Genomic DNA, 25813 nt, shown 5'->3' with positions numbered 1-25813 from the left:
ATACCGGTTTGGAATTCGCGGTTAACGTTTCACGTTTAACGGTTAACGACAAAGGAAAGACATGCCTCCCGACGAACGACTAGGCCAGATCGCGATCGAAGACGAGATGCGCTCGTCCTATCTCGATTACGCGATGAGCGTGATCGTGGGACGCGCGCTGCCGGACGTGCGCGACGGCCTCAAGCCGGTCCACCGCCGCATCCTCTACGGCATGAACGAGATGGGCCTGGCCCACAACCGGGCCTATCGCAAGTCGGCCAAGATCGTCGGCGAGATCATGGGGAACTACCATCCCCACGGGGACGCCGCGATCTACGACACGCTGGTGCGGATGGCGCAGGACTTCAACATGCGCTACCCGCTCGTGGACGGCCAGGGCAACTACGGCTCGATGGACGGCGATCCGCCCGCCGCCATGCGGTATACCGAGGCGAGGCTGACGAAGCTCGCCGAGGAAATGCTGGCCGACATCGATAAGGAGACCGTCGATTTTGTGCCCAACTACGACGAATCGAGGGTCGAGCCGGTCGTCCTGCCCGCCAAGGTGCCCAATCTGCTCGTCAACGGCGCGGGCGGCATCGCGGTCGGCTACGCGACGAACATCCCCACGCACAACCTGGCCGAAGTCATCGACGGCCTGCTGCTGCTGCTGGAGAACCCGGACGTGACGGTCGCGCAACTGATGAAGAAGATCCCCGGCCCGGACTTCCCGACGGCCGGCTTCATCTACGGCACGGAAGGCATCAAGAAGGCCTACGAGACGGGGCGGGGCCTGCTGACCCTGCGCGCGAAGGTCAACATCGAAAGCGACGAGCGGACCGACCGCGAGCGGCTGATCGTCACCGAGATTCCGTATCAGGTCAACAAGGCGAGCCTGATCGAGAAAATCGCCGAACTTGTCCAGGACAGGCGGATCGAAGGCATCGCGGACCTGCGCGACGAGTCGGATCGGGACGGCGTGCGGATCGTCATCGAGCTGAAGCGCGGCGAAATTCCGCTGGTCGTGCTGAACAACCTCTACAAGCACACCCAGCTCCAGACGACCTTCGGGGTCATCATGTTGGCCCTGGTCAACAACCGGCCCGAGGTCCTGAATCTCAAGCAGATCCTGTCCGCGTTCGTCGAGCACCGCCGCGAAGTCGTCGTGCGCCGCACGTCCTTCGAGTTGCGGAAGGCGGAAGAGCGCGCCCATGTTCTCGAGGGGCTCAAAATCGCGCTCGACAACCTCGACGCGGTGATCGCGCTGATCCGCCGCGCCCAATCGCCGGACGAGGCGAGGGGCGGTCTGATGCGGCGGTTCAACCTGACCGAGATCCAGGCCAACGCGATCCTCGACATGCGCCTGCAGCGCCTGACGCAGTTGGAGCGCAACAAGCTCGTCGAGGAGTACCGAGAAGTCCTTAAGCAGATCGAGTATCTCCGCTCCGTGCTGGGCAGCGAGGCGCTGGTGCGAAAGATCATCAAGGACGAGCTGGTCGAGATCCGGGAAGCCTACAAGGACGAGCGGCGGACGCAGATCGTCAAGGAAGAAGCGGAGATCAACATCGAAGACCTCATCGCCGAGGAGGAAGTCGTCGTCACCATTTCCCACGCCGGCTACATCAAGCGGAACCCGGTGTCGCTCTACCGGGCCCAGCGGCGCGGCGGCAAGGGCAAGATCGGCATGGGTATCAAGGAGGAGGACTTCGTCGAGACGCTGTTCACCGCCTCCACGCACGACTCTCTCCTGTTCTTCACCGACGCCGGCAAGGTGTATTGGCTCAAAGTCCACGAGATCCCGGAGGCGGGCCGGGCCGCCAAGGGCAAGGCGCTCATTAACCTGCTCGCGCTGAAGTCGGACGAGAAAGTCACCGCCACGGTGCCGGTCAAAGAATTCCGCGAGGACCGATACGTCGTCATGGCGACGAGGCAGGGCGTCATCAAAAAGACCGAGCTCTCCGCCTTCAGCAATCCGCGCCAGGGCGGCATCATCGCGCTCTCGCTCGACGAAGGCGACAAGCTCATCGGCGTGGAGATCACCGACGGCCAGCGGGAAATCCTGTTGGGCACGAAACAGGGCATTACCATCCGGTTCAAGGAGGACGACGTGCGGTCGATGGGCCGGACCGCCCACGGCGTGCGCGGCATTACCCTCGAAGAGGGCGATGAAGTCATCGGGATGGAAACCATCACCCCCGACTCCACCACGTCCATCTTGACCGTGACCGAAGGCGGTTACGGCAAGCGGACGCCGGTCACGGAATACCGCGTCCAGGGACGCGGCGGGAAGGGGATCATCAGCGTTAAGACGACGGAGCGCAACGGGCTTGCGGTCGGCTTCCTCCAAGTCCGCGACGGCGACGAAATCATGCTGATGGCGGCCAAAGGCAAGATTCTGCGCTGCCGCGTGGACGACATCCGGGAGATCGGGCGCAACACGCAGGGCGTCCGGATCATCGAGCTCGAAGGCGAGGACGACCGGGTGGTCGCGGTGGCCCGGTTGGCGGAGAGCGGCGAGCGCGAGGACGCGGCCCCGGATAACGGGAACGACGGGTGAAGCAGAGCCGTCAGCGTTCAGCAAGAGTTTTGAGTCATCTGACCCTCCTCCATTCCGGACATGGCTTTCCCTTGTCGCCGACAGGGCTGACTGCTGATAGCTGACCGCTGAAGGCTCACGAGACGCGTCTATTATCCGCCCGCCAGTGCTTACCGCAGTCGCACCATCGTACATGCTCGCGCGGATACAAAAATTAGACACCGTCGTCAAACTGGCGCTCGGCGTGTTCGTCGGGTCGTTCGCGTTGATCTGGGGCGGGATGTTCCTCAGCCGTCCGGACCGGTCTATCCCGCCGTACAGCATCGGGTCACAGGAAGGCACGGCGGTCGCCGTGCATGTCCCGCCGTGGACCAGCGACACCGAAATCGAGACGTTGATCGAGCGGTTTAGAAAGGTGGGCCGGGAGACCCGCAACTTCGGTCCGATGAAGATCCGTCCCACCACGCCCGGCGATCCCCAAGGTCGCTATCGCCGCATCAACATCTATATCTTTACCCATGACGCCTGGACGGACCCCGACATTCTCCACAAGTACCTGACCGGCGAGGATCGGGCCGTGAGCGAGGGATTCGAAAAAGCGGTGCGGGGATTCTATCGGCTCGAGGACAACGAAGAGGAGGGGCGCATCGGTCCTCTTCTGCGCGGCAAGGACACGCTCGGCACGGCGGCGTACGCGCGGGAGCTGTTCAAGGGGTCGATCACCGCAGGGGCCGAGGTTTCCCGGGGAGAGACAGCGCCTGGGCCATAACGGCCGCCAATCGAGCCCGCAACTCCGGGTCCTTCACCGCCTCGGCATGCGCCGCCGCTTCGTGTTCAAGAGCGGTTCGAGGTTCCAGGGTCGAGGGTCGAGGTTCGGGATCCGGCGTCGAACGTCGAAGCTCTTCATCTTCCGGACCGAAGTCGCCGATGCGCAGGACGATGTCGGTGACCGCTTCGCCGCCGGCTTCGGCGTTGATCCTGGCCAGCAGATCCGGCTTGAGGAACGTCAGTTGGTGGAGCCACACGGAGTCGCGGACGAGCAGATAGAGTTTCTTGAAGCGAATGTGGTCCGGTCTTGTGTGCGCCGCGATCTGCAGGCCGACGATCTCCCCCCATCGCCGGCGAAGCCGGAATTCAGCGAGCTTCGCGTCCAGGCCCAAACGGCGGGCCATGCCGCCGAGGATGGATTCGAGGGAGTCGAAGGAACCGGCCGCAGGCATGGAGGCATTCTAGCAGCGTCGCGCACGCGAGACTAGCGCGACAGGCAAGAAAGTGGTGTTCCCGGGTTCGCGCCTTTCTCGCCCGTCTCGCGCGTCGGCCGATGCTGGGACTGATGGCTGAGCGCCGCTGCGGGTGCTATAGTGGCGCGTCATGGTCAAGGACAAAGACACGAGCGAAAAGGTCGTGGTGACCAATCGGAAAGCGTTCCACGACTATTTCATCGAGGAAAAGTTCGAAGCCGGGATCGTCCTCAGGGGCACGGAAGTCAAATCGCTGCGCGAAGGGCGGGCCAATCTGCAGGACAGCTACGCCAGCGTGGACGACGGCGAGGTCTTCCTCCACCACTGCCACATCAGTCCCTACAGCCACGGCAACATCATGAACCACGACCCGCTGCGGCCCAGGAAGCTGCTCCTCCACCGCAAGGAGATCAACAAGCTGATCGGCCGGACGCAGCAGAAGGGCCTGACGCTGGTCCCCCTCCGCATCTACTTCACCCGGCGCGGCCACGCCAAAGTCGAGCTGGCGCTCGCCAAAGGCAAGAAACAGTACGACCGTCGCGAAGCCATTAAGGAACGCGCGGCCGGGCGCGAGGTGGAGCGAGCGATGAAGGGTGCGCGCCGCAAGCAGTAAGCCTTCAACGCCACGGACACCGAATCGCCCTCCGGTATTTCTTCACCATCTCTATTCATTGCCTTCCGCGATTCACACATGTGTTGAGAGAAGCCCTTGACGTGAGGAAACTAGAAATACTATAAACGTTTCCTAAGGATCATCATGCGTCCCGGCAAGGCACGGCCGCAAAGGCTCTCGAACGAACATCCCGCCGTCCAGCGGATTGTCACCGCGGCCCGTCACCACTTTTTTGCCCACGGGTTCCGCAGCGTCACCATGGATGACCTCGCAGAAGAACTCGGGATGAGCAAGAAAACGCTCTACGCCTGTTTCCCGAGCAAAACCGCTCTTCTGGAGGCCGTGCTCCTGGACAAATTCCGCAGCATCGAGACGGACTTCGAAGCAATTACATCCGAGTCCGCGTCCGATGTGCTTGGCGCGCTGCATCGACTGCTCGCGTGTGTGCAGCGCCACACGGACGAGATTCAACCGGCGTTTGTGCGCGACATGCGGCGGGAGCCGGAACTGTTCAAGCTGGTGGAGAGCCGGCGACGGGATCATATTCAGCGGCATTTCGGCAAGCTCTTCGAGGAAGGGCGCAGAACGGGGATCATCCGCAAGGACATTCCGGCCAAGGTAGTTATCGAGATTCTGCTCGGCGCCGTGCAGGCCATCATGAATCCAAAAAAGATGGTGGAACTCGGTCTCACGCCGAAGACCGCGTTTTCCGCCATCATCGCGGTGATCCTTGAGGGCATGATCGCCGAGACCGGAAGGGCAAAGAGATGACCGGCTTGGACGCGGCGCATCGAAGCCTGCTGTTTCGCGTCGGCGGCGCGCTGGCAGTGCTGTGCCTGTTGTCGAGTTGCAGCCGCTCGGATCCTGATCGAGTGCAGGGATACGTCGAAGGAGAGTTCGTGTACGTGGCTTCGCCGCTGGCGGGCGCGCTGGAATCACTGCATGTGCAGCGGGGCTCGCAGGTGAAGGCGGGCGATCCGTTGTTCGCGGTGGACAGCACGGCGGAAAAGGCCGCTCGGGACGAGGCGGAACGGAGACTGGCCCAGGCCCGCGCCAATTTGGAGGATGCGAAAAAAGGCAAGCGTCCCTCGGAAATCGAATCCATCAAAGCGCAACTCAAGCAAGCATGGGCGGCATTGACGCTTTCAGAGAGCGAGTTTGCGCGACAGCAAGAGTTGATGCGTGTCCCCGGGGCGACCGCGGAGCTGGAGTTTGATCGAGCGCGTTCCGCGAGGGACCAGAATCGCCAGCGAGTGTCGCAACTCGAGGCCGAGTTGAAAACCGCGCAGCTCGGCTCACGCAGCGATCAGATCGCAGCGGCGGAGGCCGAGGTGCGGGCACGGGAAGCGGCGTTGGCCAAGGCGGAGTGGGACCTCTCGCAAAAGCGCCAGGCGGCGCCGCAAGCGGGGCTGGTGTTCGACACCCTTTATCGCCAGGGCGAATGGGTGCCTGCGGGGCGGCCGGTGGTCGTACTCCTGCCCCCGGAGAACATCAAGGTGCGCGCGTTCGTGCCACAGGCACAGATCGGCACGATTCATCCGGGAGACACCGTGCGCGTCACCGTGGACGGCGTGCGCGAGCCGTTCATCGGGAAAGTCGGTTTCATTTCACCGAAGGCGGAATACACGCCGCCGGTCATCTACAGCCAGGAGAGCCGCGAGAAACTGGTCTTCATGGTCGAAGCGATCTTCGACCCCAAGATCGCGGTCAACCTGCATCCAGGCCAACCGGTGGATGTGCAATTCGGGTCCTGATCCATGGCTCACGGCGTCGCCGCAAATAATCTCGCGATCGACGTGCAAGGCATGACCAAGCGGTTCGGCAACCTGACAGCCGTCAACCACATCAGCCTCCAAGTCCGCACAGGCGAAATCTGCGGGTTCCTCGGCCCGAACGGCAGCGGCAAGACGACCTTCATCCGCATGCTCTGTGGACTGCTCCGGGCTGATGCGGGCGGCGGCACGTGCCTCGGCTACGATGTGATTACCGAGAGTGAAGCGATCAAACGCGAAGTCGGCTACATGACTCAGCGGTTCAGTTTCTATGAGGACTTGAGCATCGCCGAGAATCTCGACTTTGTCGCGCGTATGTATGCCGTCAAGAATCGTCGTGAAGCCGTGGGCGACAGCCTGGAGCGACTTGGGCTCGCGGGACGGCGGAAGCAACTTGCCGGCGAGCTGTCAGGCGGCTGGAAACAACGCTTGGCCTTGGCGGCGTGCCTCATTCACCGGCCGAAATTACTGCTGCTCGATGAGCCCACGGCGGGGGTCGACCCCAAAGCGCGCCGGGAATTCTGGGAGGAAATTCACCAGTTGGCCGGACAAGGGCTGACGTTCCTGATCACCACGCACTACATGGATGAAGCCGAACGCTGCCATCGGCTCGCCTACATCTCCTACGGCACATTGCTGGCCTACGGCACGGTGGCCGAGGTGATCGCGCAGGCACGCCTGACGACGTGGTCGGTCAGCGGCCCGAATGTGCTGGCGCTCGCCGAGCAGCTCCGCGGCCGCTCCGGTGTGCGGCAGGCCGTGGCGTTCGGCAACAGGCTGCACGTGAGCGGAGACGACGCCGTCGCGCTTGAGCGAGCCATCGCACCGTTTCGCGTGGAACCCTATGAATGGCGCCGGATCGAATCGGGGCTCGAAGACGTGTTCATTCATCTAATGGACAGGTCACAGGAGAATGTTCCGTCATGAAGGCACGGCGCGCATTCTCACCGGCGCGGTTTTGGGCGATGGTCGTCAAGGAATTCATCCAGATGCGCCGGGACCGCCTCACGTTCGGCATGATGATCGGCATCCCGCTGATCCAACTGACCCTCTTTGGCTTTGCCATCAATTCGGATCCGAAGCGCTTGCCGACCGCCGTGCTCCTGGCCGACCATGGTCCGCAGGGCCGCACGGTCCTGTACGCGATACAGAACAGCGGGTACTTCGACTTCGTCCGTCAGGTCAAGACCGAATCCGAAGGGCACGCCGTGCTGGCGCGCGGCGAAGTCCAGTTCGTCATCAACATTCCGGAGAATTTCACCCGCGATCTCCTTCGCGGCGACAGACCCGCCATTCTCGTCGAAGCGGACGCGACCGACCCCGCCGCCACCAGTAACGCCCTCGGTTCCTTGCGCACCTTGCTGGACACTGCGCTACAGAACGACCTCAAAGGTCCCCTCGCCTTTCTCGCCGGCGCCGACGGCCCGGTGGATGTGCGCATCCACGCGCGGTACAACCCCGAAGCCATCACGCAATACAATATCGTGCCGGGCCTGATGGGCGTCGTCCTCACGATGACCATGGTGATGATCACCGCGCTGGCCATCACGCGAGAACGTGAGCGAGGCACCATGGAAAATCTGCTCTCCATGCCAACCAGACCGCTGGAAGTGCTGATCGGCAAGATCGTTCCGTACATTCTCGTCGGCTATATCCAGGTGGGGTTGATCCTCATCGCTGCCCGCGTTCTGTTCGACGTGCCCATGATCGGGAGCCTCGGTCTCTTGCTCGTAGTCGCCCTGGCGTTCATCGCGGCCAACCTGGCGATGGGCATCACCTTTTCCACCTTGGCCAAGAACCAACTCCAGGCGGTGCAGATGTCGTTCTTCTTCTTCCTGCCGTCGTTGCTCCTTTCCGGATTTATGTTTCCCTTCCGCGGCATGCCGTCCTGGGCTCAGGCGATCGGCGAACTCTTTCCGCTGACCCATTTCCTGCGAATCGTCCGCGGCATCCTGCTCAAAGGCAACGGCCTGGAAGACGTGGCCTTTCAGCTTTGGCAGATCGCGCTATTTGCCGTCGTCGCCCTCGCCATCGGCGTGACACGCTACCGGCAGACGCTGGATTAGAGCGCTCGCATGTGGTTGATAATTCAGGAGGCCATGATGGAATTCGAGCCGGGGTTTGGGCAAATTGGGGGCGAAATGCCCCCTTGACTATTGTTCTAATTAGAATTATTTTGATACAAACCAATAGCCGAGCGTGCGGGCAGACGCTGGATGGCGATAGGCGGCGACGCACTTCAAAGGGGGTATCTAGACCCACCGCATGCAAGCTACCTCCAACGGTTGGTATGCAGGAGGACAAACCATGAAGGCATTCTTTGAGACCGATGACAGTTGGACCGGGTTAGTCCTGCGCGTGACGTTGGGACTGGTGATGTTTCCGCACGGCGCGCAGAAGCTGCTGGGCTGGTACGGGGGCTTCGGCTTCAGCGGCACCATAAAGTTTTTCACGGAGACCATGCACCTTCCGTGGATCGTCGCCTTCCTGATCATCATGGGCGAGTTCTTCGGAAGCCTGGGCCTGCTCGCGGGTTTTCTGACGCGGTTCAGCGCGGCGAGCATCGGCGTCATCATGCTCGGGGCGGTCTCGCTCGTCCACTGGCCGCACGGGTTCTTTATGAACTGGTTCGGCAAGCAACAGGGCGAAGGGTATGAATATCATCTGCTGGTGATCGGAATCGCGATCGCGCTGATCATCACCGGCGCGGGGCGCTGGTCGATGGATCAGCAGATTGCCGAGAGGATCGCCAAGTAAAACGGTCGCGGTCAGAAAGGAGGCGGATCATGTTTGTCGTGGCGGGAGCCACAGGACACACGGGCGCAGTGGTGGCGGACACGCTGTTGGCGCACAGACAGCCGGTCAACGTCATCGTGCGGACGCCGGACAAGGGAGCGGCCTGGAAGGCCAAAGGGGCTCAAGTGGCCGTCGCGTCGCTGGAGGACACGCCGGCGATGGCCGAGGTCTTTGAGGGAGCCACGGGCGCCTATCTGTTGATACCGCCCAACTATCAGGCGCAGGCTTATCTCGATGACCGCAAACAGGTCGTCGATGCGTTGGCGCAGGCGGTGAAAACGAGCGGGATCGATCATGTCGTGTTCCTCTCCTCGATCGGCGCGCACTTGCCCGAAGGCACCGGGCCGATCCGCGTGCTCCGTTATGGCGAGCAGCAACTCGGCGCCGCGGCGAAAAACCTGACAATCCTGCGCCCGCCCTCGTTCTTCGAAAACTGGGCGCCGGTGCTGGGTCAAGCCAAGACCGAGGGGACGCTTCCGTCGTTCATCGCGCCCGATCGCAAGATCCCGATGATCTCGACGCGCGACATCGGACGCCTCGCGGCGGAGCAGCTCATGGCGGGAGGCCGGGGGCGCAAGGTGCTGGAGCTGTCCGGTCCCGAGAACTACAGCCCCAACGACGTCGCGGCGGCGCTGGGAACGATTCTCGAGCGGGCGATCAGCGTTCGGCACGAGCCGCTCAGCGCGGTCGTGCCGACGCTCAAGTCTTTCGGATTCAGCGATGACGCTGCGCGCCTGTTCGAGGAGATGTATGAAGGCTTTGAACAGGAACGGATCGATTTGGAGCGGGAGGGCGCGACGCATGTGCGCGGGCGTGTCACGCTGGCCGAAGCGCTCGCCGAATTCCTCTGACGCACGGAAGACAGGGAATGATCCCATGGCACAGGGTCTTTACAGAGCCACGAACGGCGACACGGCGGCCTCGACCGGCGGACCGATCCCGGCGTCCGCCTCCGACGAGGAATTGCTCGACGCGTATTCGCGCGCGGTCATCCATGCCGCCGAGACGGTCAGCCCATCGGTGGTGAATATCGAGGTGGTTCACCGCGTGAAAGGCCGCGCCTCAAGGGATGCCTGGTCCCCGAGGGAAGCGCACGGCGGCGGATCCGGCTTCATCTTCACGCCGGACGGGTTCGCGTTGACGAACAGCCATGTGGTGCACGGCGCGGATCGGATCGAGGCGACGTTGTCGGACGGCCGGCGCTACGAGGCCCGCCTCATCGGCGATGATCCGGATACGGACTTGGCGGTCGTCAGGATCGACGCGCCGAACCTGGAGCCGGCGATGCTCGGCGACTCGGAGCGTGTCCGTGTGGGTCAACTGGCGATCGCGGTCGGCAACCCCTACGGGTTCCAGTGCACGGTGACCGCCGGCGTCGTCAGCGCGCTGGGGCGGTCGCTGCGATCCACCTCGGGTCGGTTGATCGACAACGTGATCCAGACCGATGCGGCGCTGAATCCGGGGAACTCGGGCGGGCCGCTGGTGACGTCGCGCGGGGAAGTCATCGGAGTGAATACCGCGATCATCCGGCCGGCACAGGGCCTCTGCTTCGCGATCGGCATCAATACGGCCAAGTTCATCGCAGGTCGCCTGATCAAGGAGGGCAAGGTGCGGCGCGGATATCTGGGGATCGCCGGCCAGAACGTGGACCTCCCGCGGCGGCTGGTCTTGTTGTATGGATGGCGCGCGGAGAGCGGCATCCTGGTCGTCTCGGTGGAACGGCCTAGTCCAGCCGACCGGGCCGGCGTCCAGGAGGGCGATGTGATTGTGGGCTACGGGGACCAGACGGTCGAGAGCATCGACGATCTGCACCGGCTTCTGGTGGAAGAACGGGTCGGCCTGCCCATGCCGCTCACGATCATCCGGCGCGGCGTCAAACAGACGCTGGAAATCATGGCGGAGGAATCGCCGGTCCGGGCGCCGGCGTGAAACCCCGGAGGGAAGGAGACGCGATCATGGAGACGATGCGGACGGCGGACAGGGCTTCGACGATCGACATCCGGCGAGGCCGCGAACGGTTCCATACCCAAATCGGCTGGCTGGATTCGTATCACAGCTTCAGCTTCGCGGACCACTACGACCCGCTGAACACCCATCACGGCCTGTTGCTGGTGAGCAACGACGACGTGATCAAGGCCGGCACGGGATTTCGGACGCACCCGCACCGGGACATGGAGATCGTCACCTGGGTGCTGGACGGCGAGGTGGAGCACAAGGATTCGGTCGGCAACAAGGGGATCATCTATCCGGGGCTCGCGCAGCGCATGAGCGCCGGGACGGGCATCTGGCATTCGGAGATGAATCCCCGGCAGGATACAGACCTGCACCTGGTCCAGATGTGGGTCCTGCCCGATACGGAACGCATCACGCCCGGCTACGAACAGCTCGATATCACGAACGAGCTGAACCGCGGCGGGCTGGTGCCGATCGCCTCGGGCCGCGGCCACAACGCCGCCATCTCGATCCGGCAGAAAGGCGCCGTGCTGTGGGGCGGCCGCTTGAGGCCGAACGAAACGGTGACCGTACCCGACGCCAAGTTCGTCCACCTGTATGTGGCGAAGGGCGGCGCGACGTTGGAGGGCGCCGGGGCGCTCGAGACCGGCGATGCGGTCCGGCTGACCGCGGCCGGGTCGCGACGGCTGACGGCCGATGGAACGGCCGGTGCGGAGGTGCTGATCTGGGAAATGAACTGAACCAGAAGAACGGAAGGTGTCGGCGATGATCCTCGAGATCGACGTCGTTTCGGATGTGGTCTGTCCTTGGTGCTACGTCGGGAAGCGGCGGCTGGAGCGGGCGCTTCAATCCCTCGACGGCCGGTACGAGTATCGGGTCACCTGGCGCCCGTTCGAACTGAATCCCGGCATGCCTCCGGAGGGGATGGACCGCCTCCAGTATCTCGAGGCGAAGTTCGGCAGCGTTGCGGCGGTCCGGCAACTGGAAGCGCGCGTTGCGGCGGCGGGATCGGAAGAGGGCCTCGACTTTGCGTTCGACAAGATCCGCCGGACCCCCGATACGTTCGACGCGCACCGGCTGATCTGGCTGGCGCAGCCTGAAGGCCTACAGGACGCGGTCGTCGAAGGGCTATTTCGCGGCTATTTTACCGAAGGCGCCGATCTGAGTCGTCGCGAGACGCTGATCGAGATCGCCGGCAAGGCGGGCCTGCCGGCCGACCGGATCGAGCGGTTGCTGAACGGCGAGGACGGCGCGGCGGCGGTGCGGGAAGAGGAGGCCAACGCCAAGAAGGCGGGGATCAACGCCGTCCCGCACTTCATCGTCAATCGGAGGTACGCCCTCTCGGGCGCGCAGGATCCGCGGAGACTCGTCTCCGCATTTGAGTTGGCCATGGTGCAGGCGACGGTACGGACTGGTCGGTGACAGGACCCGCATGTTCATGCCAGTCCTGAGTTTCGTCACGACGGACAGCACACCGGTTCATCTTCACGAAGACGGAAGACGCACATGCGAGCGCACTATCTCGGCCACGTCGTCTTTTATGTGAAAGACTTGGAACGGTCGCTGGCGTTCTATCGCGATCTCCTGGGGTTCAAGGAAGTCGGCCGGATCTTCGAGGGCAAGGCCGCGGCCCTCACGTCGGGCCGGACGCACCATGAGCTGCTGTTGATCGAAGTCGGCGACGCGCCGGCGCCGCCGCGCGGGCGGCGGTTGGGGCTCTATCACATCGGCATCAAAGTGGGGGATAGTCTGGAAGAGCTGCGGACAGCCAAGCGCGAGCTGGAGCGTGCCGGCGTTCCGATAGAGGGCATGAGCGACCACACGGTCAGCCAGAGTCTTTACCTCCGCGATCCGGACGGGAACGAGGTCGAGCTGTACGTAGACGCCGACGAGTCGATCTGGAAACAGAACCCTGCGGCGGTGGTCTCGCCGATCAAGCCGCTCCGTCTGTGAAGGCCGCCGTCATGGCTGATATCAAGAAACGCCTGGAAACCAACGTGGCCGGCAACTTCTTCGTCGATGCGACCTGCATCAATTGCGACACCTGCCGGCAGCTGGCCCCGAAGAGCTTCCAAGAGGTGGGCGAGTTCTCAGCGGTCACGCATCAGCCGGAAGGAGAGACGGAGCACCGCCAAGCCTACCAGGCCCTGCTCGCCTGTCCGGTGTGCTCGATCGGGACGGAACGGAGCGACAAGGCGCACCTGCAGGCGGCGATGACGAGCTTCCCGCTTCATCTGGAGGGCGGCGTCTATTACTGCGGGTTCAACTCGGAGAAGTCGTTCGGCGGGAACAGTTATGTCATCCGCCATCCGGCCGGCAACTGGCTCATCGATTCACCGCGCTATCTGAAGCGGCTCGTGCAGGCCTTCGGAAACATGGGCGGCATTCGGTACATCTTCCTCACGCACGAGGACGATGTGGCGGATTCAGCCCGGTACGCGAAGGAGTTCGGTGCGATCCGTATCATCCATCGCGCCGACGCCCACGCGGCGCCGGGGGCGGAATGGATCGTAGAGGAAGACGAGGCGGTCGAGGTGTCGGCGCAGTTTCGGATCATTCCGGTACCGGGCCACACTGAAGGCAGCATGGCGCTGCTCTATGACGACCGTTTCCTGTTTTCCGGCGACCATCTGTGGTGGGATCGGGACAGCAAGGGACTGGGCGCGCCGGAACGGCTGGTGTGGGACCGGCAACGCCTGTTAGGATCGCTCGCCAAGCTGCTCTCCTATCGCTTCGAGTGGGTGTTGCCGGGCCACGGCGACCGTCTCCGCCTCTCAGCCGTCGAAATGGCCGTCCACCTGAAGCGATTGGTGGAGCGCCGCATCCCCACCCCGCTCCTCTCCCTCGACGGGGAGGAGAACAAGTAGGAAGGACCCATGGCGGTTCACGTGTACGGCTGCAATCATGTCGCGATCGAAGTCACGGACGCGAAGAAAGCCGTGAAGTTCTACGCGGACGTGTTCGGGTTGAAGATGCTCCGCGGCGGCGAAGGCGCGGCCTGGTGCAAACTGGGCGAACACCAGTTCATGGCCATCTTCGAAGTCAAACAGCTCCAGCCCGATCGCGTGAAACACTTCGGCCTCATGGTCCGCGACGACCGGCAGATCAAAGAAATACGGAGAAAGCTCACCAGGAAATACAAGCTCAAGCTGGTACCCGGCTTCCGCTGCGACTTCCGCGACCCCTGGGGCAACCGCATTCAGGTCGTGGACCTGCACGATGAGTCGCTGGTGTGGCTGCTGCCCTATCAGGAAGTACAGAAGGCCGGTATCCGGTTGTAGAGGGAATCCCCTCACCCTGTCTCTCCCCTTCAGAAAGGAGAGAGGAGAAAAGAGAGGGCCATGGAATGGGCGATAGGCGGGAAGAAGGAGGAACACATATGGCGACCAAGCTCAAAATTCCCAGCGCGGCCAAGGCGAAGAAATATTTTGCGGACAAACTGGCGTTCACCACCGGCCCCGTCGAACTGGAACGGTGGGTCCAACAGGGGCAACCGGTGAACATCGTGGATGTGCGGGCCTCGGAGGATTATGCCGAGGGCCGCATCCCCGGCGCGACAAATCTGCCCAAAGACCGATGGGGGGACGGCAAGCAGCTCAAAGCGGTCCTGCGCAAGGATAAGATCAACGTGCTCTATTGCTATTCCCACGTCTGCCACCTGGCCGCGACGGCGGCGGTCGAATTTGCAAACAAGGGCTATCCGGTGATGGAGCTGGAGGGCGGCTGGCGCTGGTGGAAGGAGAACGGGTTCGACATCGAGAAATGAGGGTGAGTGACCGCAATGGATGAAGTCAGCGCGTTTCTGGTCGAGTACGGGTGGATCGTCTTGTTCGCGGTGGTCTTCGCCGAGCAGATCGGCTTGCCGCTGCCGGCAATCCCTGTGCTGTTGGCGGCGGGCGCCCTGGCCGGCGCCGGGAAGATGAATCTCGCCTTCGCTGTTCTGCTCTCCGTCGCGGCCTGCCTGGCCGGCGACGTGATCTGGTACGAGTTGGGCCGCCACCGGGGCCGGCAGGCGCTCAATCTTCTCTGCCGCATTGCGTTGGAACCGGACTCCTGCGTGCGGCGGACCGAGAATTTCTTCACGCGCCACGGCATCCGCGCGTTGATCCTGGCGAAGTTCATCCCCGGCCTGAGCACGCTCGCCCCGGCGTTGGCCGGGCTGTTCAGGATCGGACACAAGCGGTTCCTGCTCTATAACGGCCTGGGGGCGGTGCTGTGGACGCTGGCCTTTATGTTGCCGGGGTATGTGTTCAGCAGCCAACTTGAAGCGATCGCCTCTCACGAGGCCCGCGTGGGCACGTTCCTGCTGGTGGCGCTCGGCCTCGGCCTGGTAGCGTACGTCGCCTACAAGTTCGCTCATCGGCACTGGCTGCTGCGCGAATTGCGGATCGCCCGTATCACCGCGGACGAGCTGAAAGATCTGATGGACAACGGCCAGGAGGTGTTGGTGGTGGATCTGCGGGGCGCGCTGGATCACGAAGTCGACCCCTACACCATTCCAGGCGCCCTCCGCATGACGGCGGAGGAATTGGAACAGCGGCACCATGAGATCCCGCGACACCGGGACGTGATTCTGTTCTGCGCCTGCCCCAACGAGGCCACCGCGGCCAAGATGGCGCTGATGCTCCGGCGCAAGGGCATCACCAAAGTCCGCCCGCTGGCCGGCGGCATCGACGCCTGGCGCGAGCGTGCGTTTCCGCTGGAGGCGACCGTGCGTCAGCCCGAGCCGGATCGGGTCGGACTGGTATCCCCTTGATCTGTGCGGTATCATAATCCCGTAGGGCTGACCTATCTCGTGAAGCGTATCGCGTGCTGATATCCGGAACTTGGCGAAGGGGTTTGTGATCCGAAGCCCTGCGCTTCACGAAAAACGTTTCACGCGTAACGTCTTACAAGGAGGGGGTGAAAGGTTTCGACGGGGATAGTGAGGCCATCGGGGCATGTCGAGCTCTCGGGGACTCGTAAAACCTCCGGGAAACAAGCAACTGCCAATCACGAACTGGCACTCGCGGCTTAAGTGACCGCGACGTCCCTCCACCTGAGGCCTGCGGGGGTGGAAGGGGCGCGATGCAGCAGGCTGGTCCAAAGCCGGTGCTCAGCGGCTGAGGACGAGACAATACTGGGCTAGCGGCCGTTCTAAGCCAGCCGATGGGCGTGGGCGGCGGCGAAACCAAAACGATCGGCTACACATGTAGAACCGGTGCGCTGAAGATCTTCGGACCCGGGTTCAATTCCCGGCACCTCCACCAAACCTCGCTTGCGCGTACCGGCGGTTCATCGGGCGAAGCCCCTCCCGATTGACGCCGCCGGATAAACCTCTCCAGTATCAGATCATGAGGCTCCGAGGGCTTTCACCTTATCACTCGGCCTTCCCGCAGAGACGAGAAACGACCCTCGAGCATTTTCTCCCGCCCCGGAACTTCTCTGGTCGGCCGAATTGGAAGCCAGGGACACTGAAAAACCAGCCTGGCACCGTTTCCGACCCCTCACCCCAAGCCCTCTCCCCATGCGTGGCGACCGGCGGACGGCAAGATTGCAAAGATATCAAAGCCCGACCCCAAAACCATTTCCCGGGAGCAGAGAGGCGAGGACTCTGATTCTGCGAGGGTCGCGGCCTGGCTCGGCTCGCCGCAGGCCGCCCGCAGTTGTTAGTCAGTCCCAACCCTTTAGCCGAAGAGTTTTTCAGCGAGTTCGTCGCGGCTCACTTCAAAGTGTGTGGCGATGTCTGCAAGGATTCCGGACAGGGTCCCGATGCGAAGGGGATTGTGCTGTGGAATGGTGACGTGGTGTTCGCCGTGCTGTTGAGTGGTCAAGCGCAGGTGGCTGCCGGATTGACGAGTGACTTGATAGCCGAGCTTGCGGAGGGTGTGCGCGAGATCGTTCCCCGAAAGCTCACGGGGAAGTCTCATATCGCGATAACTTCTTCACGGACGTGATGGAGCCGAACGACTTTCGGGTGTTTCCCTTCGTCGAAATGACACCGAACAGCATCCCGGACTTTGGCATGGAGTTCCGCAAGCGTGTCGGCCTCGGTGAAAATCGAGGCTCCAAGCGCGCGCGCTGTGTAGCCACCCTCAGGGGCTTCTTCAACCACAAAGATCAGTTCGTTCATGATCATGCCTCGACAGCAGCAAGATTCCTGGTGCACATGGTAAACCGACTCGCCTAGGATGTCCAGTGAGTCTGCATAGGCACAACCCCGCAAACGCAATCCCGGTTCACCCACCCCCTGCGCCGCCCATGCTTCAGCCTCACCGGCTCTGAGGCTGTCGAAGGACCGCGCTTCTCCTGAGCTCAACCGAAGAGCCCGGGAAGACAATTGGGGCTGGCTCCGGCACCTTATCACTTTGCGTGGTTGCTATATTGACGAGGACAACTTGACGGACGGAATAAAAGGGGTCGGACGGAATAAAAGGGGTCGGGAGTCGTTTCATTATGCAGACATGATAGGTGAGAACGGCAGCGGCCACGCGGGGGCGACGGAGACAGGATGCATATCTATGCAAATCGCAGGTGTCCTCTCAAGAATAGACTCCCGACCCCTTTTCTTGCTCTGCTGATCATCGATTGTGAATCACCCGGCTCGACACCCTGAGGAGTCAGCCGGACTGAGCTCCTGCCGCCACTCTTCCATGGATGTCACCATTCGCCGTTTCGCGCGCGTTTCGGTGCGGGTTCCCATCGCATCCCACGGAAATCCCTATCATCGTGGATTGTGCGTAGTACACGTTGACAGGTGCCAGCGGTTTGGTACCTTTGACACAATATGTAAACCGGAGGGACGAGCATGAAAACACCTCGCAAAGCGGCACAATTCTTCATTCTCCTGATGGCCGCGGGCGTTTGCTTTGGCTGCGCCGAGGCCAAGATCGGTATCGGGCCATTCAAGGCCGCGTCGGTTGAAGTCGGGCCGGGGGGCGTTGAGGCCAAGGGACCCAGTGCGGGGCCGCTGAAAGCTGGATCAGCCGAAGTCGGGCCGGGGGGAGCCGAGGCGAAAGGACCCGGTGCGGGGCCGTTTAAGACCAAGAAAGCGAATTCGCAGCCGAAGAAGGACGAGTAACCGAACACAGCACCCGACGCGTCGCCAACTCAGGAGTGTCGACCCACCCGCTTAAACGGATCCAGATCGTAGTGCGGCGATGAGGGTCCGAATCTGTCGGATCACTTGGCAGCCGCGGTAGTCGCCGGCCCGGCTCGCACCTGCTCGTCTTGGGCCCGCTGACACCCTTTGATGCGACCACTCCCACACCGGCTCTTGCACCGTCTTTAGCAAGCCCTCGAGCTTACGCCTCCTCGGAAGACTTCGTCAGGCCTTAGAGAGTGCGCGGCCTACCTAGCAAAAGACTCCCGGTACCTTTTCTTTCCGGCGGTACCTTTTCTTTCTCCCTAAGGCTGCGCCAGCTCCCTCAATTGGCGCGACTCTCTCTTTAATCTGAATTCTTGCCAGTCTCTCTTGGCTGCCACTATAATGCACCTGTTAGGATCAACGTCGCAGAGCTCCCTTATCCGAATTCTTGTCCTTTCCTCGAAGGAATAATTGCTCGCTTTCCATTACACTCCGGCGCGGGAGGAAATGTATGGCGCGTGTGGTCCCAGAGAATGGGAAACAGCCGCTTGATCGAACCAAGCTAAAGGCGCTGGTCCATTACGTCTGCTTTCAGTGTCACGACCCCTCGGTCTTAGGAGCGACGAAGCTGAACAAGATTCTCTGGTATTCGGATGTGATCGCATATGCGACAACCGGTGCATCGATCACCGGCGAGACATACACAAAACAGCAATTCGGCCCGGTTCCTCGACACATTCTTGGCATTGTCGACGAACTTGAAGCCGAAGGAGCGCTGGCGGTACGGGAAGTTGAGTATTTCGGGAAGGTAAAGAAGGAGTATGTCGCGCTGAGGAAGCCGGACATCTCTATGTTCACACCAGACGAGATCAGCTTGATCGACTCGGTGATCGACGTGGTGTGTCATAAGCATACCGCGACGTCCATCAGCTTGGCCTCACATGACGCAATCTGGAAATTGGCTGAAATCGGAGAAGAGATCCCCCTGTATGCAGCACTGGCCTCAGAGCTTGGAGAAGTAACCGACGAGGATGTGAAATGGGCCAAGCGAGTCTTAAGCAAGACGGCCTAGCCCATGGCTGTTGCCAGAACTGTCATCGTTGAATCGGCTGCGAAGGAGTACCTTGAGCAGGAAGAACAGAAAGATCCATTACTGCGAAACGTCGTTCGAGCGCTTGAGTGGCGCTTGGCGCGACAGCCCGAGATAGGCTACCGCGTTCCAGGCTTTAACCCGCCCCGGTACCTCGTCAGATCCCAGCCCTACCGCCTCCCGGTCCCACGGTTCTTAAGGCTTTTGTATCGCTATACCGAGGACGAAGTCATTATCGAGTTCGCCGAGGTGGAAACAGCGGGACGAAGAAAAAGGGTCGGGAGTCCTTTACGCGAATCGCGGGTTTCCTCTCAATAATCGACTCCTGAGCTAGCCCGGGTTTGACGGACACCTCAAAAGGGGGCACGATGAGCTCCTGAGGAGGTGCGACATGGGGCAGCGACGACGGTTCACTCCCGAGTTTAAGCGACAAGCGGTGCAGCTTTTGAATGCCGGCCAACGCCCGGCCGCTGAGATTGCCCGTGAGCTTGGTATCCCACGCAATCGTCTGTACAAATGGCAGAAGGACGTCGCCAAGCATGGCGGGGCGTTTCCCGGTTCCGGTCGGCAAGCGGAACCGGCTGCCGAACTGGCACGTCTCAAGCGGGAGTTGGTTCGGGTCACCGAGGAGCGGGATATTTTAAAAAAAGCCGCCGCCTACTTTGCGAGGGAGTCCACGTGAGATACGCGTTTATCCGGACTCAAGAACGCACGCATCGCGTGACCCGCTTGTGCGCGGCCCTCGCCGTCAGTCGCAGCGGCTACTATGCCTGGCGGGATCGGCCGATGAGTGCCCGTACTGCCGCCGATCAGCAACTCCTCCCCGTGCTGCGCCGGCTGCATCAGCAGGCGCGGGAAGAGTACGGCGCGATGAAATGATGGCGCGCGGTGAACCAAAGCGGAGTCCGGTGTGGCCGTCATCGCGTAGCGCGGTTGCGCAAGCTAGCGGGCCTCGAAGCCCGGCGGATCCGTCGCTTCCGCGTCATCGTCGAGCACCATCAGCTGCCCCCGCCCGCGCCCAATCTCCTCCACCAACGCTTTGTGACCACTACGCTCAATCGGGTGTGGGGCGGGGATTTTACCCACGTCCCGACGCGAGCGGGCTGGCTCTATGTGGCCGTGCTCTTGGATCTGTATTCGCGGCGGGTGATCGGCTGGGCCATGAGCGCCAAGCCCGACCAACAGCTGACGCTCGAGGCCCTCGCCATGGCGGTGCGCCAACGGCGCATCCAGCCCGGGCTCATTCATCACTCGGACCAGGGGTCGCAATACAGCTGCCTGGCGTACCAACGTCGCCTCGCAGCCCTCGGCATAACGCCAAGCATGAGCCGGAAAGGCAATTGCTACGACAATGCCGTGGCGGAGAGCTTCTTCAGTACCGTGAAGAAGGAATTGATCCATCACCAGATGTATCATACCCGGGACGAGGCGAGCCGGGAGATCTTTGCGTTCATCGAAGGGTTCTATAATCGCCAGCGACTGCATCAGAGTCTGGCGTATCTCAGTCCGCTCGAGTTCGAGCGACGGATCAGTGACTCTTAACTTGGTGTCCACGAAACCCGGGCTAGCTCATCCCGACCCCTTTTCTTGCTTTCGAATTGGCCTGTGCTAGCGCAGCAAGTGCGCGTTAGCGGTAAGGATGGCAAGCCCGCTCCCACGAAAATCGGCGTCATCTGTCACCAGAGTCAGCGATTGCGTCCTGCATAAATGGGTAAGCAAGAGATCATTAAGGTCCGACTTGCCCGCCGCGAACCGGCTCATTAGATCTGCCGGGTCCAATAAGGTAAAGCCACTCTCGATTCGCGTTGCAATTTGAAGAATACGTTTGCAGGAGTCCGCGATGCTCTCGGCAATCGCATGGAATGAGGAACTGTTTCGGAACGCTTTGAAGTCGGGTGGTCGCTTCGTAGAGGACAAACTATTGTAAGCCAGCCGAGCCAGGACATTCACGAACTCCGAGAGAACTATCGCGTCAATGAAAATTGTGCCACGAGCAGCGAGTATGCGTTTTAATGCCGTCGAGTAGACCTTTGCTCGCCGATCCGTAGGCCTGTACTGGGGGCTGTAAATGAAGAGCCAGACGTTGGCATCTAAGAGAAGTTTGTCGGATGGAGCGAACCTGTAGTCATCTATTCGGCGAATCGTCTCAGGCATTCTCTCCCCGCAGAGCAGCCCGCTCAGCCTTCCTGAATCGTTCAGGATGTTTGAAATACTCTTTGGCTGTATCGACGACGCGCTTCAGCAAGGCGAGATCTGCGGGGGCCATATCCTTCACCTTAAGTCGCGCTCGTATCTCCTCCTGAGAGAATGAACCGTAGAGTTGCCCGATAGCGGCGTTCAGAAAGGCGGAGGTGAGGCTCGTGACATTCCGGAACGATACCGTGACGGTCCTCCCCTCCTTCAGAGCCGCGGCAATGCGCTGGAAGACCTTTTGGCCATCGTCCGAGGCCACACACAGCGGACTTCCAACGATCTCATACGGCGAAATGATGATTCCTTTCTCCATAACTGATCCCTTTCTTGCGGAAAGACTAAAAGATGTCCGTTTCCTTCACTTCCGATGAGAGCACATAGGATCGCCGATCGGCCGTGTTGATTTCAACGTTCACCACCGTTCCCGGGAACGGCGCACTGAGCAGGGCGGTCTGCACATGTCCCTTCTCTAGCGACCAATAGCCGGCATCCGAAACGATTTGAATCCTTCCTCCGTTGAGGGTGATGAATTCGGCTAGAAGTTTCAATCCGAGTCCTCCAGGGATGGGGCCGCGTTTGGTTGTATTCCTCTCGCTCGTCGCCCAGACGATCGCCTTATCCGCCGGCAAATCCAAGCCGGTATGTTCCAGGACACTGCGCCGAATCCCTATGCCCAGATCAGCTACGGAGAAGTCCAATCGATTCTTCATTGGGAAGAACTGGCCACAACTGAAAATTCCAAGCTCCGTCTGCGAGTGAATCACGGCATTGCTGAAGATTTCAAAGACGCTCTCGCGAAAACGCTTCACGAGTCCGGATGACATGCGTGGCATCTCCGTCCGCCGAACGAATTTGGATTCGACATAGCTCGCGAAGAATCGGTCGTCCTTTACATCGAACCGCTGATAAGGAATCGTCGTGCCGTAGGTATCCCGCGCTAGCAAACGCCCGTAATGGCTGAGGAACCCGTTCTTCGACAGAATTCTCTCGATCTGAGGTTGGAGATTGACGAGTTGCACCTTATTGACGTTGTACCCGATACAATACAGCACAGCGCCAAGAGGCGCGCACATATCGGCATCGAACCAATCGGCTTTGGCCAGATCGATCTCGATCGTTGTGAATCGACACGGTTCGAGGGTTGCATGCAGGCGAACCAGTTCCTCGAAACCGGCACGGTTATGGCGGATCTCCGGCAAAGAAATTTTCACGAGGTTGTCTCCTGAAGGTTAACCCGCCGGCGCTTTCAATAAGCGCTCATCACTAAATCCGCGGCAAGCGCTGCGATCCAAAGCCTGATCATAGTCAGAGATGGCCTAGCATGCTGCACACCTTCATTTTGTGCCCACTACCTTAGCCTGCTCTTCCATCTCGCCTAGAAGCTCTCTCATGTGAGCCTCGCGCCACTTGGCGGTGAGGGCTCCGGAGAAGGCGTGACCCAATAGAGACAAAAAGAGCCGATCGATTGAAGCGTTGGCCAATTGGCCATGGTCGGCAGCAGCGGACACGGTCTCAGCTTTTTCCACATAACGCTTTTGAAGATCAAGCGGAGGTACGGGTACCTTAACCGCCTTAACGTTCCCCACGCTGATTGTGTTCAAGCCCGAAGTGGTCTTACCCGACCTGATGAGTTGGAGGCGGCCGCCGCTGCTATTTAAGAAATGGCTGATGTAAAGCGGCAGCACCTTGCTTTGGTCAACCCGCGCCCGGATCAGGTGATTTTGATGAACGCAGGGGTCGATTGAACCATTCCAGACTGCAGAGCGACCGATCTCCAAGGGATTGCCGTGTCCCTCAACGATGAGAATATCGTCTTGCCTTAGTCGAGTTCGCTCGATTTCATCTTTGGTGGCTCCGATTAGCTTTATTTCGCTCAGATCCAACTGATCACGATAGATATTAGCCACACGAAGATAAGAAACCTTTAAGCTCAACTCTTTACGTGCGGGTGTCAATTGAAGCCCTCCCTGCACGTCTGCGAAATCCCCAATCCTGAGAACCACCCAGGCTCTCGGGTTCGTCACCGGATCGCCGAACATTTTGTAGAAGAGGGCGGGGAGGATGCGGGCGGCCTTGGCGTCGGCCTCGGCGCGCTTCCGGCGCAGCGCGTCGGCCTGGTCGAGGATCTCGACGATTCGGCGCTGCTCAGAAAGGGGAGGTAATGGAACCCTTATTTGCTCCAAGGACGCGCGGTTAAGGCAGTTTCCTTTCACAGCACCATGGCAGAGCGCCAGATAATCGACACGCTTCAGGGCGTACAACAGGAACTTATTTAAGACTGGGACGCCAGACTTGGGCGGAAGCGCAGCTATTGCTTCATTCGTGTAAAGGCGTTTTCCAGCTATGCCAAGCTTGCCAAGGCTTAACTTGTACCCAAGTAGAACTGTCCCTGGCGCCACCGGTTGAATGTTTGTTTCAGTGAGGGCAAGGTCGGTAATTCGCTCCCTTGAATCTGACACCACGTCGTCGTTCAGATCGCTTATCGTGACCCATACATGTTCTCCACCGAAATACTCAGGCCGTGCCCTGGAGGGCGTCCGGCCTGTCGAGATTTCACAGAGCTGGCCAAGTGAATAGGTAGGCCACTTCATACTGCTGACTCCACTTCTTTGAGCAGCTTCTCTAATCCTTCCGTGATCTCTCGCTCGATGGTGAGCACCTCCCGAATCAACTGCGCCGGGTCTTCTTCTGGTGGCTTCTCTGCGACCTGGGGCTTATAGCGGCCCGCCGCTAGGTTGTAATCGTTCTCCGCAATCGTGTTGAGCGTGGCCCACCAGCAGCGGTGCTCCGGGGTCCCCGGTTCGAGCAGCGTGCCCGCCTCAACACCCGGCGGGTCTTTGAAGCCGGACTTTTTGTACGCCGCCCATTGCTGGAGCAGGTCTGGAATGTCGTTGCGGTCCGGGGTCTCGGGACGCCCGCCGCCGACGATCTTGTCCGGGTCGTAACCGTCTGCGCGCACGTCGTAAAACCAGACCTTTCGATTGATGGAAAGAGACTTCGCCTCATCCTCCCCTCTCCCGCGGTGGGAAGAGGGTGCAGATGACGGCCCACTCACTCCGTGGGGAGAGGCAATCGAGGAAGAATCTCTCCCCTTGCCAGGGGGAGAGGGCTCTGACGAGACGGGGCGGCGGAAGACCAGCACGCCGGTCTTGACGCCGGCGTAGGGCTTGAAGACACCCGCCGGGAGGGAGACCACGGCCAGTAGCTCATAGTCCTCGACGAGCTTGCGCCGCAACTCCACATGCGCGCTCGTGGAGCCGAAGAGCAGTCCCTCGGGCACGACCACGGCGCAGCGGCCACCGGGTGCCAGGGCCTGCATCATGACACCCAGGAAGAGTAGCTCGCTCTTCTTCGAGTTCGTGGGGAGATCTTTGCGAATCGAATCCTGCGGCAATACGCCCGAAAACGGGGGATTCGACAGGATCACCTTGTAACGGCGGCGCAGGTCGTCTTCCGTCAGCCCGCCCATCTCGGAAAGCGAGTTGGCCCTCTTGACCTGGGCCTTGCGAATGCCATGAAGTACGAGGTTCATCATAGCGATCCGCATCATCTGCCGGCTCACGTCAAAGCCGTAGAGCGCGCGCTCCAGCAGGTCCCAGTCCGGAATCCTTTCTCCTGGCCCCTTTCGGTACCACTGGATGGTCGGCAGCCGCTTTTGCTCTTCGCTCACCTTTTCCAGCCACTCTTCTCCGTAGATGGGCACCCGCTGTGGCTCGGCAGAGTACTTGGCCAGGATGTACTCGACGGCGTCAATCAGAAAGCCGCCGGTGCCGCAGGCTGGGTCGAAGATGGTGTCGCCGAGATCGGGGTCCACCATCTCGACCATCATGGCGCGGATTTGGCGCGGGGTCCGGAATTGGCCATTGAGCGCCGACTGGCCGAGGTGGGTAAGGAGATATTCGAAGATGTCGCCTTTGACGTCGGTGCCGAGCTTGCGAAAATCGAGACTGTCCAATTCGTCTACGACCTGCTTGAGGACATTGGGGTCAGTGATCTCGAAAACGGCGTCGCGGAAATACTCGGCAATCTTCGGCTCTTCTTTAACGAGCGAGGCCATATAGGGAAAGACTTCATCGCGGACAAAGTTCCGCAGCTCTTCGCCGCTCTTGAATCGCCATTTCGACCACCGGTACCGCTCGGCCTGCTTGGGAAACAGCAACCGCCCGTTCCCATTGCCTTTGCCCCCCGTAAGTCGAGCCCGTAGTTCGCGGTCGGCCTCCTCTTCGTCCAGCAGCTTGAGGTAGATGAGATAGGAGATCTGCTCGATGTAGGTGACGGGGTTCGTGACGCCCCCGGCCCAGAGGATATCGGTGATGCGGTCGAGTTTTCTGCGGAGGTCCTGGTTCATGTTCTGTACACTTCGCGGCGATGACCGATCGTCACGACCGTGACGAGTCCTTTGGCGTCATCAACTTCATACACGACACGGTAGGCCCCGATTCGAATTCGATACACTGGCACGCCAGTGAGCTTCTTGTGGCCATGCGGGCGTGGGTTTTCCGCCAGCTTGAGAATCGCCGCGTCAATGCGGCGAAGCAACGGATCGTCGAGGCGTTCTCATTCCTTCACGGCCG

28 protein-coding genes, 1 other RNA gene and 1 pseudogene are annotated in these 25813 nt (G+C 61.0%); 21 read left to right on the top strand and 9 right to left on the bottom strand.

Features of this window, described 5'->3' with window-relative positions:
- Positions 1-61 precede the first annotated feature (61 nt).
- Both gyrA and AB1555_11615 read left to right on the top strand, forming a co-directional pair.
- A complete protein-coding gene (gene gyrA, locus AB1555_11620) occupies positions 62-2536 on the top strand; it encodes a DNA gyrase subunit A (protein MEW6247339.1) in 2475 nt (824 codons plus the stop codon).
- 172 nt (positions 2537-2708) lie between these two features.
- On the top strand, positions 2709-3284 hold the full coding sequence (locus AB1555_11615) for a hypothetical protein (GenBank protein MEW6247338.1): 576 nt from the start codon (positions 2709-2711) through the stop codon (positions 3282-3284).
- Here the strand turns inward: AB1555_11615 and AB1555_11610 are convergent.
- Positions 3235-3735: a DUF721 domain-containing protein gene (locus AB1555_11610; protein MEW6247337.1), complete on the bottom strand. Its 501-nt coding sequence runs from the start codon at positions 3733-3735 to the stop codon at positions 3235-3237. The two genes, AB1555_11615 and AB1555_11610, sit on opposite strands and share 50 nt — an antisense overlap.
- Positions 3736-3886: 151 nt before the next feature.
- Between AB1555_11610 and smpB the strand changes: the two genes are divergently transcribed.
- The 16 genes from smpB (at position 3887) to ssrA (ending at position 16139) form a co-directional block, all read left to right on the top strand.
- The gene (gene smpB / locus AB1555_11605; GenBank protein ID MEW6247336.1) at positions 3887-4369 is read left to right on the top strand and encodes an SsrA-binding protein SmpB; all 483 of its coding nucleotides are present in this window, start codon (positions 3887-3889) and stop codon (positions 4367-4369) included.
- Between the two features lie 144 nt (positions 4370-4513).
- Complete coding sequence (locus AB1555_11600) at positions 4514-5140, top strand: TetR/AcrR family transcriptional regulator (GenBank protein MEW6247335.1); 627 nt, start codon at positions 4514-4516, stop codon at positions 5138-5140.
- Positions 5137-6123, top strand: a complete 987-nt coding sequence (locus AB1555_11595) for an HlyD family efflux transporter periplasmic adaptor subunit (GenBank protein ID MEW6247334.1) — start codon at positions 5137-5139, stop codon at positions 6121-6123. Before AB1555_11600 ends, AB1555_11595 begins: the two co-directional genes overlap by 4 nt.
- Before the next feature lie 3 nt (positions 6124-6126).
- A complete protein-coding gene (locus AB1555_11590) occupies positions 6127-7068 on the top strand; it encodes an ABC transporter ATP-binding protein (protein MEW6247333.1) in 942 nt (313 codons plus the stop codon).
- Positions 7065-8207, top strand: coding sequence for an ABC transporter permease (locus tag AB1555_11585; protein ID MEW6247332.1), 1143 nt, complete (start codon positions 7065-7067; stop codon positions 8205-8207). The genes AB1555_11590 and AB1555_11585 overlap by 4 nt, the downstream gene beginning before the upstream one ends.
- A gap of 241 nt (positions 8208-8448) precedes the next feature.
- Entirely contained in the window at positions 8449-8898 is a 450-nt protein-coding gene (locus AB1555_11580; GenBank protein MEW6247331.1) for a DoxX family protein, read from the top strand.
- A gap of 29 nt (positions 8899-8927) precedes the next feature.
- Entirely contained in the window at positions 8928-9788 is an 861-nt protein-coding gene (locus AB1555_11575; GenBank protein MEW6247330.1) for an NmrA family NAD(P)-binding protein, read from the top strand.
- A gap of 25 nt (positions 9789-9813) precedes the next feature.
- On the top strand, positions 9814-10866 hold the full coding sequence (locus AB1555_11570) for a trypsin-like peptidase domain-containing protein (protein ID MEW6247329.1): 1053 nt from the start codon (positions 9814-9816) through the stop codon (positions 10864-10866).
- A 26-nt stretch (positions 10867-10892) separates the two neighbouring features.
- Entirely contained in the window at positions 10893-11630 is a 738-nt protein-coding gene (locus AB1555_11565) for a pirin family protein (GenBank protein ID MEW6247328.1), read from the top strand.
- 25 nt (positions 11631-11655) lie between these two features.
- A complete protein-coding gene (locus AB1555_11560) occupies positions 11656-12312 on the top strand; it encodes a DsbA family oxidoreductase (GenBank protein ID MEW6247327.1) in 657 nt (218 codons plus the stop codon).
- An 84-nt stretch (positions 12313-12396) separates the two neighbouring features.
- The gene (locus AB1555_11555; GenBank protein ID MEW6247326.1) at positions 12397-12843 is read left to right on the top strand and encodes a VOC family protein; all 447 of its coding nucleotides are present in this window, start codon (positions 12397-12399) and stop codon (positions 12841-12843) included.
- Positions 12844-12854: 11 nt separating this feature from the next.
- Positions 12855-13757 carry an MBL fold metallo-hydrolase gene (locus AB1555_11550; protein MEW6247325.1) on the top strand — a complete coding sequence of 301 codons (903 nt, stop codon included), beginning with the start codon at positions 12855-12857 and terminating at the stop codon, positions 13755-13757.
- 9 nt (positions 13758-13766) lie between these two features.
- Positions 13767-14171 (top strand): VOC family protein, encoded by a 405-nt coding sequence (locus AB1555_11545; GenBank protein ID MEW6247324.1) that lies wholly within the window; start codon positions 13767-13769, stop codon positions 14169-14171.
- 98 nt (positions 14172-14269) lie between these two features.
- The gene (locus tag AB1555_11540; GenBank protein ID MEW6247323.1) at positions 14270-14656 is read left to right on the top strand and encodes a rhodanese-like domain-containing protein; all 387 of its coding nucleotides are present in this window, start codon (positions 14270-14272) and stop codon (positions 14654-14656) included.
- 15 nt (positions 14657-14671) lie between these two features.
- On the top strand, positions 14672-15646 hold the full coding sequence (locus tag AB1555_11535; protein MEW6247322.1) for a DedA family protein/thiosulfate sulfurtransferase GlpE: 975 nt from the start codon (positions 14672-14674) through the stop codon (positions 15644-15646).
- Between the two features lie 142 nt (positions 15647-15788).
- Positions 15789-16139: a transfer-messenger RNA gene (gene ssrA, locus AB1555_11530) on the top strand.
- A gap of 417 nt (positions 16140-16556) precedes the next feature.
- Here ssrA and AB1555_11525 read toward each other — a convergent pair.
- Together AB1555_11525 and AB1555_11520 are read right to left on the bottom strand one after the other, a co-directional pair.
- On the bottom strand, positions 16557-16799 hold the full coding sequence (locus AB1555_11525; protein MEW6247321.1) for a type II toxin-antitoxin system HicA family toxin: 243 nt from the start codon (positions 16797-16799) through the stop codon (positions 16557-16559).
- Entirely contained in the window at positions 16796-17002 is a 207-nt protein-coding gene (locus AB1555_11520) for a 2-oxoisovalerate dehydrogenase (protein ID MEW6247320.1), read from the bottom strand. The genes AB1555_11525 and AB1555_11520 overlap by 4 nt, the downstream gene beginning before the upstream one ends.
- Positions 17003-17677: 675 nt before the next feature.
- On the opposite strand from AB1555_11520, the gene AB1555_11515 reads away from it, so the two are divergent.
- The 3 genes and pseudogenes from AB1555_11515 to AB1555_11505 all read left to right on the top strand — a co-directional run bounded on the left by AB1555_11515 (position 17678) and on the right by AB1555_11505 (position 20588).
- Positions 17678-17950: a hypothetical protein gene (locus AB1555_11515; protein MEW6247319.1), complete on the top strand. Its 273-nt coding sequence runs from the start codon at positions 17678-17680 to the stop codon at positions 17948-17950.
- A 517-nt stretch (positions 17951-18467) separates the two neighbouring features.
- Positions 18468-19028 carry a Panacea domain-containing protein gene (locus AB1555_11510; protein MEW6247318.1) on the top strand — a complete coding sequence of 187 codons (561 nt, stop codon included), beginning with the start codon at positions 18468-18470 and terminating at the stop codon, positions 19026-19028.
- 409 nt (positions 19029-19437) lie between these two features.
- Positions 19438-20588, top strand: a pseudogene (locus AB1555_11505) (IS3 family transposase).
- Positions 20589-20654: 66 nt separating this feature from the next.
- Here the strand turns inward: AB1555_11505 and AB1555_11500 are convergent.
- The 6 genes from AB1555_11500 to AB1555_11475 all read right to left on the bottom strand — a co-directional run bounded on the left by AB1555_11500 (position 20655) and on the right by AB1555_11475 (position 25778).
- The gene (locus AB1555_11500; protein ID MEW6247317.1) at positions 20655-21200 is read right to left on the bottom strand and encodes a PIN domain-containing protein; all 546 of its coding nucleotides are present in this window, start codon (positions 21198-21200) and stop codon (positions 20655-20657) included.
- Positions 21193-21552 carry an STAS-like domain-containing protein gene (locus tag AB1555_11495; GenBank protein ID MEW6247316.1) on the bottom strand — a complete coding sequence of 120 codons (360 nt, stop codon included), beginning with the start codon at positions 21550-21552 and terminating at the stop codon, positions 21193-21195. Before AB1555_11495 ends, AB1555_11500 begins: the two co-directional genes overlap by 8 nt.
- Positions 21553-21577: 25 nt before the next feature.
- The gene (locus AB1555_11490) at positions 21578-22450 is read right to left on the bottom strand and encodes an ATP-binding protein (protein MEW6247315.1); all 873 of its coding nucleotides are present in this window, start codon (positions 22448-22450) and stop codon (positions 21578-21580) included.
- Between the two features lie 123 nt (positions 22451-22573).
- Positions 22574-23830 (bottom strand): restriction endonuclease subunit S, encoded by a 1257-nt coding sequence (locus AB1555_11485; GenBank protein MEW6247314.1) that lies wholly within the window; start codon positions 23828-23830, stop codon positions 22574-22576.
- Positions 23827-25587 (bottom strand): class I SAM-dependent DNA methyltransferase, encoded by a 1761-nt coding sequence (locus AB1555_11480; GenBank protein MEW6247313.1) that lies wholly within the window; start codon positions 25585-25587, stop codon positions 23827-23829. Before AB1555_11480 ends, AB1555_11485 begins: the two co-directional genes overlap by 4 nt.
- On the bottom strand, positions 25584-25778 hold the full coding sequence (locus AB1555_11475; GenBank protein ID MEW6247312.1) for a type II toxin-antitoxin system RelE/ParE family toxin: 195 nt from the start codon (positions 25776-25778) through the stop codon (positions 25584-25586). Before AB1555_11475 ends, AB1555_11480 begins: the two co-directional genes overlap by 4 nt.
- Between the last annotated feature and the right edge of the window lie 35 nt (positions 25779-25813).

The sequence above is a fragment of the Nitrospirota bacterium genome (assembly GCA_040755395.1).
GTDB lineage: Bacteria > Nitrospirota > Nitrospiria > Nitrospirales > Nitrospiraceae > DATLZU01.
The sequence above is the reverse complement of the archived record's forward strand: the minus strand, read 5'-3'. Positions and strand labels throughout refer to the sequence as shown.